The 14,080-nt window shown below is 70.0% G+C and carries 11 protein-coding genes; 4 read left to right on the top strand and 7 right to left on the bottom strand.

The features are described 5' to 3' along the window. Positions 1-48: 48 nt before the first annotated feature. Complete coding sequence (locus AAHB17_RS00055) at positions 49-879, top strand: urease accessory protein UreD (protein ID WP_342128354.1); 831 nt, start codon at positions 49-51, stop codon at positions 877-879. A 15-nt stretch (positions 880-894) separates the two neighbouring features. Here AAHB17_RS00055 and AAHB17_RS00050 read toward each other — a convergent pair whose 3' ends face one another. Continuing rightward, a complete protein-coding gene (locus AAHB17_RS00050) occupies positions 895-1,800 on the bottom strand; it encodes a LysR family transcriptional regulator (RefSeq protein ID WP_342128353.1) in 906 nt (301 codons plus the stop codon). 84 nt (positions 1,801-1,884) lie between these two features. Here AAHB17_RS00050 and AAHB17_RS00045 point away from each other — a divergent pair, with 84 nt between their 5' ends. The 3 genes from AAHB17_RS00045 to AAHB17_RS00035 are packed head-to-tail and all read left to right on the top strand — an operon-like array spanning position 1,885 to position 6,600. After that, positions 1,885-4,050, top strand: a complete 2,166-nt coding sequence (locus tag AAHB17_RS00045) for an indolepyruvate ferredoxin oxidoreductase subunit alpha (RefSeq protein ID WP_342128351.1) — start codon at positions 1,885-1,887, stop codon at positions 4,048-4,050. Between the two features lie 7 nt (positions 4,051-4,057). Next, positions 4,058-5,614, top strand: a complete 1,557-nt coding sequence (locus tag AAHB17_RS00040) for an indolepyruvate oxidoreductase subunit beta family protein (protein WP_342128350.1) — start codon at positions 4,058-4,060, stop codon at positions 5,612-5,614. A gap of 20 nt (positions 5,615-5,634) precedes the next feature. Further along, positions 5,635-6,600, top strand: a complete 966-nt coding sequence (locus tag AAHB17_RS00035) for a Bug family tripartite tricarboxylate transporter substrate binding protein (protein WP_342128349.1) — start codon at positions 5,635-5,637, stop codon at positions 6,598-6,600. Positions 6,601-6,868: 268 nt separating this feature from the next. Here the strand turns inward: AAHB17_RS00035 and AAHB17_RS00030 are convergent, their stop codons facing one another. The 6 genes from AAHB17_RS00030 to urtB form a co-directional block, all read right to left on the bottom strand. Beyond that, complete coding sequence (locus AAHB17_RS00030) at positions 6,869-8,206, bottom strand: glycerate kinase type-2 family protein (RefSeq protein WP_342128348.1); 1,338 nt, start codon at positions 8,204-8,206, stop codon at positions 6,869-6,871. A 31-nt stretch (positions 8,207-8,237) separates the two neighbouring features. After that, a complete protein-coding gene (locus AAHB17_RS00025; RefSeq protein WP_342128347.1) occupies positions 8,238-9,494 on the bottom strand; it encodes an MFS transporter in 1,257 nt (418 codons plus the stop codon). A 219-nt stretch (positions 9,495-9,713) separates the two neighbouring features. Continuing rightward, positions 9,714-10,406 (bottom strand): urea ABC transporter ATP-binding subunit UrtE, encoded by a 693-nt coding sequence (urtE, locus tag AAHB17_RS00020; protein ID WP_342128346.1) that lies wholly within the window; start codon positions 10,404-10,406, stop codon positions 9,714-9,716. Between the two features lie 17 nt (positions 10,407-10,423). After that, the gene (urtD, locus tag AAHB17_RS00015; protein ID WP_342128345.1) at positions 10,424-11,299 is read right to left on the bottom strand and encodes an urea ABC transporter ATP-binding protein UrtD; all 876 of its coding nucleotides are present in this window, start codon (positions 11,297-11,299) and stop codon (positions 10,424-10,426) included. Continuing rightward, positions 11,296-12,396 carry an urea ABC transporter permease subunit UrtC gene (urtC, locus tag AAHB17_RS00010; protein ID WP_342128344.1) on the bottom strand — a complete coding sequence of 367 codons (1,101 nt, stop codon included), beginning with the start codon at positions 12,394-12,396 and terminating at the stop codon, positions 11,296-11,298. The genes urtD and urtC overlap by 4 nt, the downstream gene beginning before the upstream one ends. A 14-nt stretch (positions 12,397-12,410) precedes the next feature. Next, entirely contained in the window at positions 12,411-13,994 is a 1,584-nt protein-coding gene (urtB, locus tag AAHB17_RS00005) for an urea ABC transporter permease subunit UrtB (RefSeq protein ID WP_342128343.1), read from the bottom strand. Positions 13,995-14,080 lie beyond the last annotated feature (86 nt).

Below are 14,080 nucleotides of genomic sequence, written 5' to 3'. Positions count from 1 at the left end.
CTTTTTTTGTCCTGGCCCAGGGGCAGGCCGCTACCCTAAACTCCCCCCATGCCCTGGCACGCCCGACTCGAACTCGACCACCACCTGCGCAACGGCAGCACCGTGCTGCACCACCGCCACGAAGGCCCCTTGCGCGTCTTCCAGAGCCTCTACCCCGAAGGCCCCGCGATCTGCCACAACGTGCTGGTGCACCCCCCGGGCGGCCTGGCCAACGGCGACGTGATCGACATCGCCGTGAACGTCGGCCCCGGCGCCCACGCCTGGCTGGGCACACCCGGCGCCACCCGCTTCTACCGCAGCGGCGGCGAGGCCGCGCAGCAACGCGTGAGCCTGCGGGTGCAGGAGAACGCCCGCCTCGAATGGCTGCCGCTGGAAACCCTGGCCTACAGCGGCTGCATCGGCTTGAACCGGCTCAGCCTGGAACTCGCGCCCAGCGCCGAGGCCATGGTGTGGGACGTGCTGGCGCTGGGCCAGCCCTCGGCCGGCAAGGCTTTCGACGCCGGCGAATTCACCCAGCACATGGACGTGCCGGGACTGTGGCTGGAGCACGCCCACATCCGCGCCGACGACACCCGCCTGCTGGACGCGCCCCTGGGCCTGGATGGCCAGCGCTGCCTGGGCACCCTGGTGTTCGCCTCGGGCAGCGCCCTGACCCGCGAGCGCAAGGAGCACCTGCTGGACACCGTGCGCGCCGTCTGTTCCGCCCACCCGCTGCGCCTGCGCGCCGGCGCCACCTGCCCCAATCCGCAGATGCTGGTGCTGCGGGTGCTGGGCCCGGTGGTCGAGCCCGTGATGAACCTCCTGCAGCAGGCGTGGACCGCGCTGCGTCCGGCGGCCTGGGGCTTGGCGCCGCAGCGCCCGCGCATCTGGGACGTGTGAATCCGGTGCGTGTGATCAGCCGGTGAACAGCTGTCGGGCCAGGTCGCGGAACCAGCGGTGCGCCGGGTCGCCCTCGAAGCGGCGGCTCCAGTGCAGGTCAACCACAAAATCGCGCCCGGCGAAGGGCGGCGCGACGACGGCGCAACCGTCGCCCTGCACAAATCCCTGGGCGATGTTGCGTGGCATCACCACACACAGGTCGGTCGCCCGCACGATGGCGGGCAAGACCATGAAATGTTCCGTGGTCAGCCGCAGCCGCTCCTGCAGGCCCTCCTGCTGCAGCAGGCGCAGGGTGTCGGTGTGGCTGCGCACCGCCACGAAGTCCAACTGCTGCATCGCCTTGAGCAGCGCGGCGGGCCGAAGGCGGCGCAGCGCCTCCAGCCGGGGGTGTGCCGCGCGCATCAGCACGATGTAGCGGTCGTGCACCAGGGGCGCGCGCTGCGTGTCCTTGACCTGGGGCAGGTAACCGAAGGCGAAGTCGATGGCGCCGCTGTCCAGCGCGTCGGCCATGCCGCCGTGGGGCACCGGCCGCGTGGCCACCCGCACGTGGGGCGCCTGCGCGCGCAGGGCCGCCATCAGCTCAGGCAGGAAACGCGCCTCGCCGATGTCGCTCATGTGCAGGCTGAACAGGCGCTGCGAGCGGGCCGGATCGAAGGCCGCCGTGTCGGACAGCGCGCGCGTGAGCATGGCCAGCGCCGACCCCACCGCCTCGGCCATGGCCTGCGCCTTGGGCGTGGGTCGCACGCCGCCAGGCGACCGCACGAACAGCGGGTCGTGGATCAGCAGCCGCAACCGCGTCAGCCCCTGGCTGACCGCCGGCTGCGTCAGCCCCAGGCGCTCGGCCGCGCGGCTCACGTTGCCGGCGCGGTAGACCTCGTCGAACAGGCGCAGCAGGTTGAGATCGAGGTCGTTGATATGCATTTGGCTAATGATGCTTAGTCGTTTCATTGTATTGATGGATGACGCGGCAACACCCATACTGCGACGCCAACAGGAGACACGACTTTGGAAGTTTCATTCCACCAGGAGATCGAATCGTTGCGCCTGGGCGCCGGGCAGACCTTTCATGGCGAGGGCATCCTGGCCATCACCAAGGCGCTGCTGCAGTCCGGCGTGGCCTACGTGGGCGGCTACCAGGGGGCGCCGGTGTCGCACCTGCTGGACGTGATGGTGCAGGCCAAGCCCTACATGGACGAACTCGGCGTGCACGTGGAGGCCTGTGCCAACGAGGCCTCGGCCGCGGCCATGCTGGGCGCTTCCATCCACTACCCGCTGCGCGGCGCCGTGACCTGGAAGTCCATCGTCGGCACCAACGTGGCGGCCGATGCGCTGTCCAACCTGTCCTCGCCCGGCGTCACCGGTGGCGTGCTGGTGGTGGTGGGTGAGGACTACGGCGAAGGCGCCAGCGTGATCCAGGAGCGCACCCACGCCTACGCGCTCAAGTCCAGCATGGTGCTGCTGGACCCGAGACCCGAACTGCAGCGCATGGTGCACATGGTGGAACACGGCTTCCGGCTGTCCGAAGCCTCCAACATGCCGGCCCTGATGGAGTTGCGCATACGCGCCTGCCACGTGCGCGGCAGCTTCACGACCAAGGACAACGTGCCGCCATCCTTGTCCAAGCGCGCGCTGATCGACGAGCCCGCGGCCTTCGACTACATGCGCCTGGCCCACCCGCCCGTGACCTTCCGCCACGAAAAGCTCAAGGGCGAGGAACGTCTGCCGGCCGCGCGCCGCTACATCGCCGAACACGGGCTCAACGAGCTGTTCGACGGCGGCCAGCACGGCGACCTCGGGCTGGTGGTCCAGGGCGGGCTCTACAACACGCTGATCCGCGCCCTGCAGCAGTTCGGCCTGGCCGATGCCTTCGGCCACAGCGACATCCCGCTGCTGGTGCTCAACGTGACCTACCCGCTGGTGCCCGAACAGCTCAAGGACTTCTGCATCGGCAAACGCGCCGTGCTGATGGTGGAGGAAGGCCAGCCCGAATACATCGAGCAGGAGCTGGCCACGCTGCTGCGCCGTGCCGACATCCAGACCCCGCTGCATGGCAAGGACATGCTGCCCAGCGCGGGGGAGTACACGGCCGAGGCCATGGCCGGTGGCCTGGCGGCCTTTGTGGCGCGCTACCTGCCGGTGGCCGCGGGCGAGGCGCTGCGCAGCGCCCAGGCCTGGCTGGAGGGCAACCGCCAGCGCCGCGCACAGACTGCCCAGAGCCTGCCGGCGCCGCTGCCCGCGCGCCCGCCGGGCATGTGTGTGGGCTGCCCCGAACGGCCGGTCTTCTCGGCCCTGCGGCTGGCGCAGCAGGACGTGGGGCCGGTGCACATCGCGGGCGACATCGGCTGCCACGCACTCGCCACCTTCGAGCCCTTTTCCTTTGGCCACTCCATCCTCGGCTACGGCATGAGCCTGGCCAGCCGGGCCGGCGTCTCGCCGGTGATGAAGCGGCGTGTGCTGTCCATCATGGGCGACGGCGGCTTCTGGCACAACGGCCTGCTCACCGGCGTGCAGTCGGCCCTGTTCAACGGCGACGACGCGGTGCTGGTGATCTTCAAGAACGGCTACACCTCGGCCACCGGCACGCAGGACATCATCTCCACGCCAGACGATGACGCCAAGCTGGCCGCCACCGACAAGCACCAGAGCCTGGCGCACGTGAACCAGACCATCGAACGCACGCTGCAGGGCCTGGGCGTTCAATGGCTGCGCACGGTGCACACCTACGAGGTGGAGACCGTGCGCCAGACCCTCACCGAAGCCTTCAGCACCGACTTCCAGGGCCTCAAGGTCATCATCGCCGAGGGCGAATGCCAGCTGGAGCGCCAGCGCCGCATCAAGCCCTGGATCGCCAGTCTGCTCAAGAAAGGCGAGCGCGTGGTGCGGGTGAAATACGGCGTCGACGAGGACGTCTGCACCGGCGACCACGCCTGCATCCGCCTCTCGGGCTGCCCCACGCTCACGCTCAAGGACAACCCCGACCCGCTCAAGGTCGACCCGGTGGCCACCGTCATCGACGGCTGTGTGGGCTGCGGCCTGTGTGGCGCCAACGCCCACGCGGCCACGCTGTGCCCGTCGTTCTACCGCGCCGAGGTGGTGCAGAACCCGCGCTGGCACGAACGCCTGCTGGACGCGCTGCGCGCCCCCTTCGTGCACCTGCTGCAATCGACCTGAACCCGACATGACACCACAACCCATTTCCCTGCTGCTGTGCGCCCTGGGCGGCGAAGGCGGCGGCGTGCTGACCGACTGGATCGTGGACAGCGCGCGCCGCGCCGGCTACGCCGCCCAGGCCACCTCCATCCCCGGCGTGGCCCAGCGCACCGGCGCCACCACCTACTACCTGGAGGTGTTCCCGGTGCCGCTGTCCGAACTGGCCGGCCGCCGCCCCGTGTTCGGCCTCAACCCCCTGCCCGGCCGGCTCGATGCGCTGGTGTCGTCCGAGCTGCTGGAAACCGGGCGCCAGATCACCAACGGTCTGGCGTCCGACACCCACACCCTGGTCATCACGTCCTCGTCGCGCACGCTGACCACGGCCGAGAAGATGGTGATGGGCGACGGCCGGCGCGAACAGGCCGAACTCCTGCAACTGGTGCAGGCCCACAGCCGCGCCCACCATGTGCTGGACATGGCCGCGCTCACGCGCGAGGCCGGCACCGTGGTCAGCGCCGTGATGCTGGGTGCGCTGGCCGGCAGCGGCCTGCTGCCTTTCGACCGCGCCCACTGCGAAGCCGCCATCGGCGCCCAGGCCACGGCCAGCCTCAAGGGCTTTGCGCTGGCCTTCGACGCGGTGGTGGCGCAACGCCACCAGGCCGCCTATGTGAACGCCGTGCTGCAGGACGACGACACGCCGCGCCAGGCGGCCCCGGTGTTGCCCGGGGCGCTGGCGCGCGACTTCCCGCCCGCGGTGCACGACATGCTGGCCCTGGGCCACGCCCGGGTCTGCGAATACCAGGACGCCGCCTACGGCGAACGCTACGCCCAGCGCCTGCGCCTGGTGCTGTCGGCCGAACGGCAGGGTGACCCGGGCGCCAGCCAGGGCTGGGCCACGACGCGTGAGACCGCGCGCTGGCTGGCGCTGTGGATGGCCTTCGACGACATCGTGCGCGTGGCCGACCTCAAGAGCCGCGCCAGCCGTCGCCAGCGCGTGGCAGGCGAGGTGAAACTGGCCGACGGCGACCTGCTGCGCGTGTACGACCACTTCAAGCCCGGCGCGCCCGAGTTCGCCGCCCTGCTGCCGGCCAGCCTGGCGCGCCGCGTGCTGGCCTGGGACGCGCGCCGCGTGGCCCGGGGCAAAGCCCCCTGGGCCCTGCCGCTGCGCATCGCCAGCGACCGCGTCGGCGGCCTGCTGGCGCTGCGGGCCCTGGCGGCCCTGCGGCGCCTGCGCCCGCTGGGGCAGCGCTTCGCCACCGAGCAGGCCCTGATCGACCGCTGGCTGGCCGCGGTGGCGCGTGGCGCCGCCCACAGCGCCAAACAGGGCCTGGAACTGGCGCGCTGTGGCCAGCTCATCAAGGGCTACGGCAGCACCAACGAACGCGGCAAGGACAACCTGCTGCACATCATCGATCACCTGGATACCGCCGAGGCCGTGGCACAGGCCCGGCAGGCCGCGCTGAGCGACGAGGCCGGCCAGGCCCTGGACCGGGCGCTGGTGCAGCACGGCGCGCCGGCCCGACCGCTCAAGGCCCAGCCCATACGCTGGCACCACAACCCGCGCCTGAAGACCCGCGCACCCTGAACAACAAGGAGACAAGCGACATGCCCATTTCAGCCAAGACCCTGGCCGTCACCCTCGCACTGGGCCTGAGCCCGCTGGTGCAGGCCCAGACCTGGCCCGACAAACCGCTGCGCGTGGTGGTCGGCTTTCCGCCCGGTGGCGCGGCCGACCAGATCGCGCGCCTGGTCTCGGTGCCGCTGGCCGAGGCCCTGAAGCAGCCGGTGGTGGTGGAGAACCGGCCCGGCGCCAACGGCAACATCGCCGGCGAGACCGTGGCCAAGGCGCCGGCCGACGGCTACACCCTGCTCATGGGTTCGGGTGGCATGGTGTCGGTCAACCCGCACATCTACGCCACCATGCCCTTCGACCCGGTCAAGGACCTGACCCCGGTGGCCTCGGCCGCGCGGGTGCTGGTCTACCTGATGGCGCGGCCCACGCTGGAGGTCAAGGACGCCAGCGACTTCATCGCCTACGTCAAGGCCCGCCCGGGCAAGCTGTCCTATGGCTCGGCCGGCAACGGCAGCTCGCCCCACCTGGCCGGCGAGATGATGAAGAGCCAGGCCGGCCTGTTCGCGGTCCACGTGCCCTACCGCGGCGCGGCACCGGCGCTCAACGACCTGATGGCCGGGCAGATCGACTTCTATTTCGACCCCGGCATCGGCCTGCAGGCGGCCAAGGCCGGGCGCACCAAACTGTTGGCCGTGGGCAGCCTCAAACGCTCACCGCTGTTCCCCGAGGTGCCCACACTGGACGAGGTCGGGCTCAAGGGTTTCGATGCCGACTCGGTGTTCGGTTTCTATGCACCGGCCCACACGCCGCCGGCCGTGGTGGCCCGGCTCAACACCGAGATCAACCGCATCCTCGGCACCCCGACCGCACGCGAGCGCATCACCAACCTCGGCGGCGAAGCCCTTCCGCTGACACCCGCGGCCTTTGGCGCCAAGAGCCTGGACGATTCCAGGCGCTTCGGCGCCATCATCAAGGAACGCAGCATCAAGGGCGACTAGGGCCTGTTCACACTGTTTTTCCAAGTGCGAATGGGGCGAAAACAGCGCCAATCTAGGCGCGCGACGACGGCCAGACTGGGTGTCTGGCCTAGGCGTGCAACGACGGGTGGCACTGTTTCCACCCCATTCCCTTCGGGTTGCGGCCAAAAAGGCCATGCGCCGCGGTGCGAAGCCTTGCCGGGGGGATGCCCCGGCGGCGTTTCGTGCCTTGCGCATGGCCTTTTTGGCTCGCAACGCATCTTGGAAAACAGTGTGAACAGGCCCCAGATCACAACACCAGCAGCGCGCGGAAATCGTTGACGTTGGTGTTGGTGGGGCCGGTCACCACCAGGTCGCCCAGGGCGCCGAAGAAGCCGTAGGCGTCGTTGCGGTCGAGGTGGGCCTGCAGCGACACGCTGGCGGCGCGGGCGCGCGCCAGCGTGTCGGGCAGCACCACGGCCCCGGCGTTGTCTTCCACGCCGTCGATGCCGTCGGTGTCGGCGGCCAGGCCCCACACGCCGGCCTGGCCCTGCAGGCCTTGGGCCAGGCCCATGCAGAACTCGCCCGCACGTCCGCCTCGGCCGCGTGGCGTGCCCTGGGGTTGGGGCCGCACGGTGACCGTGGTTTCGCCGCCCGAGAGGATCACGCAAGGTTTCTGGAACGGGCCTTCGCCGCGCGCCGCCGCCCGGGCCAGCGCAGCGTGCACCTTGCCCACCTCGCGCGACTCGCCTTCGATTTCGTCGCTCAGCACATAGGCGTTGAGCCCCATGGCACGTGCCGCCTCGGCAGCCGCCCACAGCGACTGGGCCGGCGTGGCGATCATGGCCAGGCTGTTGCCCGCCAGGGCCGGGTGGCCGGGTTTGGCCGACTCCAGGGCGCCGTTCTCCAGCGCCAGCTGCACCACCACCGGCAACTCGATGTGGTGGCGGCGCAGGATGTCCAGCGCCTCTCCGCAGGTGCTGGCATCGGGCACGGTGGGGCCGCTGGCGATCACGGCCGGATCGTCGCCTGGCACGTCGCTGATGGCCAGCGTGACCACCCGCGCGGGCGCGCAAGCCAGGGCCAGTCGCCCGCCCTTGATGCGTGACAGGTGCTTGCGCACGGTGTTCATCTCGCCGATGTCGGCGCCGCTGTGAAGCAGTTCGCGGCTGATGCGCTGCTTGTCGGCCAGGGTCAGGCCTTCACAAGGCCAGGTCAGCAGCGAGGAGCCGCCGCCCGAGATCAGACAGATCACCAGATCGTTGGCGGTGCAGCCGTGCGCGATCTCCAGGATGCGTTGGGCCGCGCGCAGGCCGGCCTCGTCGGGCACCGGGTGGGCCGCCTCGACGATCTCGATCTGCGCCGGGACCCCGTCCGGGCGCGGCGGCAGATGCCCATAACGCGTGACCACCAGGCCCGACAGGCTGGCATCGGCGCCGCCGTGGGCGCGCACGTGCCCGGGCCACAAGGCCTCCAGGGCATGTGCCATGGAGGCGGCTGCCTTGCCCGCACCCAGCACCACGGTGCGCCCTCCGGAAGCCGGTGGGGGCGGCAGATGCGCCGCCATGGTGTGCAGCGGCATGGCGCGCGACACGGCAACGTTGAACAGATCGAGGAGGGTCTGGCGGGGATTTTCAAAGGTCGACATGGCGACATTGTGCCGCGCCGACCCGGCGGGTTCAGCCCGTCTGGCTTTCACAAACCGCGACCACGGGCCGGCGCGCCTGGGCACGCGCGCTCGCCACCGCCCAGGCGAAGATGCCCACGCCCGCCAGTGCCAGCAGCGCGCCGACCCAGCCGGTCGAGGTCCAGCCCAGGCCGGCCGCAATGGCCACGCCGCCGAGCCAGGCGCCGAGGGCGTTGGCCATGTTGAAGGCCGAGTGGTTGAGCGCGGCGGCGAGGGTCTGGGCGTCGCCGGCCACGTCCATCAGGCGGATCTGCAGGGCCGGGCCGATGGCCACGGTGGTGCCGATCAGGAACACGGTGAAGGCCGCCGTGACGACGTGGTGGGCAGCGAAGGTGAAGCTGGCGAGCACCAGCGCCGCGTAGAGGAGCACGCCGCCGATGGTGCGCATGAGCGACTTGTCGGCCAGCCGCGAGCCCACGAGGTTGCCGGTGACCATGCCCAGCCCGAACAGCGCGAGCACGAAGGGCACGCCGCCCAGCGGCAGGCCGGCCACCTCGATCAGCGTGGGCTTGATGTAGCTGAACACGGCGAACATGCCGCCGAAGCCGATGGCGCCGATGCCCAGCGTGAACCACACCTGCTTGCGCTTGAGCGCGCCGAGTTCGCGCCAGGGACTGGCGCCGGCGGCGGGCGCGTGGTCGGGCACGTCGCGGCGCAGCAGCGCCACGGCGACGAGCGCGATGACGCCCACGAACACGAAGGCCGCGCGCCAGCCGAACAGCTGGCCCAGCCACGCCGCGATGGGCACGCCAACCAGCGTGGCGCCGGTGAGGCCCAGCATCACCAGGCCGACCGCGCGCGCGCGCCGCCCCGGTGGCGCGAGCGTGGCGGCCACGAGCGCGGCCACGCCGAAGTAGGTGCCGTGCGGCAGACCGGTGGCAAAGCGCAGCAGGTTGAGCGACAGGTAGCCGGGCGCCATCGCGCTGGCGAAATTGCCGGCCGCGAACACGGCCATCAGCGCGATCAGCAGCGCGCGGCGGCGCCAGCCGGCGGCCAGCACCGCGAGCACGGGCGCGCCGATGACCACGCCCAGCGCATAGGCGCTGATGACGTGGCCGGCCTGGGGGATGGTGACGTCGATGTCTTTCGCGACCTCGGGCAGCAGCCCCATGATGACGAACTCGCCGGTGCCGATGGCAAAGCCGCCGACGCCGAGCGCGAGCACCGCGCGCACGAAGGCGGCGGACGAAGCGGACGGGACAAGCGAGGGATTTTCCGCGCCGTCGGCGGCGGATGGTGAGGCGTTCAAGGCCGGGCTCCTGGGCGATGCCCGGCAGGAACGCAGGGCCGGCCTGGATTCTAGGGAAAACCCTTAATCCACAAAAAAGAGGGGCGTATCAACACCACCCAGTCGGAGTGGGACCCGTCCCGCACGCAACCGCCCACCCGGGGATGCCGCCGAACTGGCTCCGCCAGTCGGCTGGCATCGCCCCCTGGGGGTGACGCCGAAGGTGGCGCGGGGGAGCCTTCAAATAGCCACAAGCTGGCGTATGCCCTTGTCCACCATCTCGCTGCCGGGTCCGCGGGCGATCACCTCGCCGCGTTCCATCACCAGGTACTGGTCGGCCAGGGCCTCGGCGAAGTCGTAGTACTGCTCCACCAGCAGGATGGCCATGTCGCCGCGGTCGGCCAGCATGCGGATGACGCGGCCGATGTCCTTGATGATGCTGGGTTGTATGCCCTCGGTGGGCTCGTCCAGGATCAGAAGCTTGGGACCGGCGGCCAGGGCCCGCGCGATGGCCAGCTGCTGCTGCTGCCCGCCCGAGAGGTCGCCGCCGCGCCGGTTCAGCATCTGCTTGAGCACCGGAAACAGCTCGAACAGCTCGGTCGGGATCGCCGTGCCGCCGGGCTTGTAGGCCAGGCCCATGCGCAGGTTCTCCTCCACCGTCAGGCGGGCGAAGATCTCGCGCCCCTGAGGCACAAAGCCGATGCCGGCCCGCGCACGTTCGTAAGGGGTGGCCTGGTGGATGGGCTGGCCGTTGAACGCGATGCTGCCGCTCTTGATGGGCACCAGGCCCATCAGGCTCTTGAGCAAGGTGGTCTTGCCCACGCCGTTGCGGCCCAGCAAGACGGTCACCTCGCCCTGCCGGGCTTCCAGGCTGACGCCGCGCAGGATGTGGGAACCGCTGTAGTACTGGTGGAGTTCTTTGACGTTCAGCATGTGTTGTTCCGCGTCTTTCAACGCCCCAGGTACACCTCGATCACCCGCTCATCCGCCTGCACCTCGTCCAGCGTGCCCTCGGCCAGCACCGCGCCGTCGCACAACACCGTGACCTTCTCGGAAATGGTGCGGATGAAGCCCATGTCGTGCTCCACCACCATCAGCGAATGCTGGCCCTTGAGGGTCAGGAAGAGTTCGGCCGTGCGCTCGGTTTCCTCGTCGGTCATGCCGGCCACGGGCTCGTCGAGCAGCAGCAGCTTGGGGTCCTGCGCCAGCAGCATGCCGATCTCCAGCCACTGCTTCTGACCGTGGCTCAGGGCGCCGGCGGTCTGGGCGGCGTGGGGCAGCAGGTGGATGGTCACGAGCAGCGCCGCCAGGCGGTCCTTCTGTTCGCCGGTGAGGGCGAACGCCATGGACTGGCGCACGCCCTTGTGGGTGGCCAGGGCCAGCTCCAGGTTCTCGAACACACTGAGCTGCTCGAACACGGTGGGCTTCTGGAACTTGCGTCCTATGCCCAGGGTGGCGATCTCGGGTTCGGTGTGGCGCAGCAGGTCGATGGTGCTGCCGAAGAAGACCTCGCCACGGTCGGGCCGGGTCTTGCCGGTGATGATGTCCATCATCGTGGTCTTGCCGGCGCCGTTGGGGCCGATGATGCAGCGCAGCTCGCCGGGCGCGATGTCCAGCGACAGGCCGTTGATGGCCTTGAAGCCGTCGAAGCTGACGTGCACGTCGTCGAGGTAGAGGATGCGGCCGTGGGCCAGGTCGACCTCGCCGTCCACCACCAGCCGCGAGAAGCCGGCCTCGCGACCGCCCGATTCCGTCTTGCCCTGGGCGTCCAGGGCCTGCACCTTGGCGAAGCGCTCGGCGCCCGCCGCCATCAGATCGGGGGTCATGCGGTTTTCCTCAGTTTCTTGACCAGGCCCACCACGCCCTGGGGCATGAACAGCGTCACGACGATGAACAGCGCGCCGAGGAAGTAGAGCCAGAACTCGGGGAAGGTCACGGTCAGCCAGCTCTTGGCGCCGTTGACGATGAAGGCGCCGACGATGGGGCCGATCAGCGAGGCGCGGCCACCCACCGCCGCCCAGACCGCGATCTCGATGCTGTTGGCGGTGGACATCTCGCCGGGGTTGATGATGCCCACCTGGGGCACGTACAGGGCACCGGCCACGCCACACATCATGGCCGAGAGGGTCCAGATGGCCAACTTGTAGCCGACCGGGTTGTAGCCGCAGAACATGACGCGGTTCTCGGCGTCGCGCACCGCCTGCAGCACGCGGCCGAACTTGCTGTTGACCAGCCAGCGCGCCGCCAGGAAGAAACCCAGCAGGGTCAGGCCGGTGAGCACGAACAGCGTCATGCGCATGCCCGGCGTGGCGATGGCCAGGCCCAGGATGCGCTTGAAGTCGGTGAAGCCATTGTTGCCGCCGAAACCGGTCTCGTTGCGGAAGAACAGCAACATGGCGGCGAAGGTCAGCGCCTGCGTGATGATGCTGAAGTACACGCCCTTGATGCGCGAGCGGAAGGCGAAGTAGCCGAACACGAAGGCCACGGCGCCGGGCACCAGCACGATCAGCAGCAGCGTGGCGACGAAGCTGTCGGACAGCGCCCAGTGCCAGGGCAGCGCCTTCCAGTCGAGAAAGACCATGAAGTCGGGCAGCTCGCTGCGGTACTGACCGTCGGTGCCGATCTGGCGCATGAGGTACATGCCCATCACGTAGCCGCCGAGCGCGAAGAACAGGCCGTGGCCCAGGCTCAGGATGCCGGTGTAGCCCCAGATCAGGTCCATGGCCAACGCGCAGATGGCGTAGCACATGATCTTGCCCAGCAGCGACACGGCGTAGTCGCTCAGGTGCAGGGCGCTGCCCTCGGGCACCACCAGGTTGAGCGCGGGTGCGACGGCACACACCACCACCAGCGCGGCGATGTAGGCCGTCCAGCCGCTGCGGCTGAGCAGGGGCGCGGGGGTGGGCAGGGGAACGGTGTTCATGGCGTTGGGGTTTCTCATGCCTCGGCGCTCCGGCCCTTCATGGCGAACAGGCCTTGTGGGCGTTTCTGGATGAAGACGATGATGAAGACCAGCACCGCGATCTTGGCCAGCACGGCGCCGGCCCAGCCCTCCAGCAGCTTGTTGAGGAAACCCAGGCCCAGGGCGGCGTAGACGGTGCCGATGAGCTGGCCGACGCCGCCCAGCACCACCACCATGAAGGAGTCGACGATGTAGCCCTGGCCAAGGTCGGGGCCGACGTTGCCGATCTGGCTCAGGGCGCAGCCCGCCAGGCCGGCCACGCCCGAACCCAGCGCGAAGGCGTAGGTGTCGACACGCGCCGTGTTGACCCCCATGCAGGAGGCGATGGGGCGGTTCTGCGTGACGCCGCGCACGAACAGGCCCAGCCGGGTGCGACCGATCAGCAGCGCCATGCCCAGCAGCACGGCACCCGCGAACGCGATGATGACGATGCGGTTCCAGGGCAGCGAGAGGTTGCCCCAGATGTTCCAGCCGCCGCTCATCCAGACCGGGTTTTCCACGCCCACGTTCTGGGCGCCAAACAGCGTGCGCACGGCCTGCATGAGGATGAGGCTGATGCCCCAGGTGGCCAGCAGGGTCTCCAGCGGGCGGCCGTAAAGGAAGCGGATCACCGTGCGCTCCATGGCCGCGCCCACCAGGGCCGAGGCGGCGAAGGCCACCGGCACGGCGGCCAGCAGGTACCAGTCGAACCAGGCCGGCAGGTGGTCGCGGAAGAAGACGTGCACCGCGTAGGTGGCGTAGGCGCCGATCATGATCAGCTCGCCATGGGCCATGTTGATCACGCCCATGAGGCCGTAGGTGATGGCCAGACCCAGCGCAGCGAGCAGCAGGATGGAGCCCAGGCTGACGCCGGTGAAGGCCACGCCCAGGCGGTCGGTCCAGGCCTGGGTGGCGCGCACGCTGTCCAGCGAGCGCAACAGCGCGGCCTTGACGGCGGGGCTGCTTTCCTGCGCGATGCGTTCGGTCAGCAGGTTCTGGATCTCGGGCAGGCGGCTCGTGGCCAGCAGCTGCGCGGCCTTCATGCGCTCGGCCTCCTGCTCGCTGCCCAGCCAGATGCCGGCACGCACCTGCTCCAGCGCGGCACGCACGCGTTCGCTGGTCTCGGCCGCCAGGGCCTTTTCCACCAGCGGCAATTGATCGGGGTTGGGATCGGCCTGGAGCGACACGGCGGCGGCCAGGCGGACTTTTTCATCGGGCTGCGACAGGCGCAGGGCGGCCAGGGCCACCTCCAGCGCCGAACGCATGCGGTTGTTGTTGACCACGTCCTCGGCGTCGTCGGGCACGGTGGCCGGCTGGCCGGTGGTGGCGTCGGTGGCCCGGTCTTCGCGCACGATGAACACGCGCGCGCCGGCCACCTTCACGGCGTCGGCGGCCAGGGCTTCGATCAGGGCCTGGGTCGCGGCATCGGCCTGCGAACTCAGCCGGTTCAGGGTTTCGATGCGGGCGTCGGTGTCGCCCACCGCCAGGGCCTGGGCATCGGCCGCAGACAGGGCCTGCGCCGGCGCGCCCCAGGCCAGCGCCAGGGTGGCCACGCAGATACAGATCAGACGCTCAAGCATGCGCAGGTCTCGAACAGGACACACAACAAACCCCTGTGGGGGGGGGGGGGGGGCCGCGGGCCCCCGGGGGGGGGGGGGGGGGATTG

Source organism: Hydrogenophaga sp. OTU3427 (assembly GCF_038440225.1).
GTDB lineage: Bacteria > Pseudomonadota > Gammaproteobacteria > Burkholderiales > Burkholderiaceae_C > Hydrogenophaga.
Note: the sequence above shows the minus strand (reverse complement) of the source record. Positions and strands in the feature narration are given on the sequence as shown.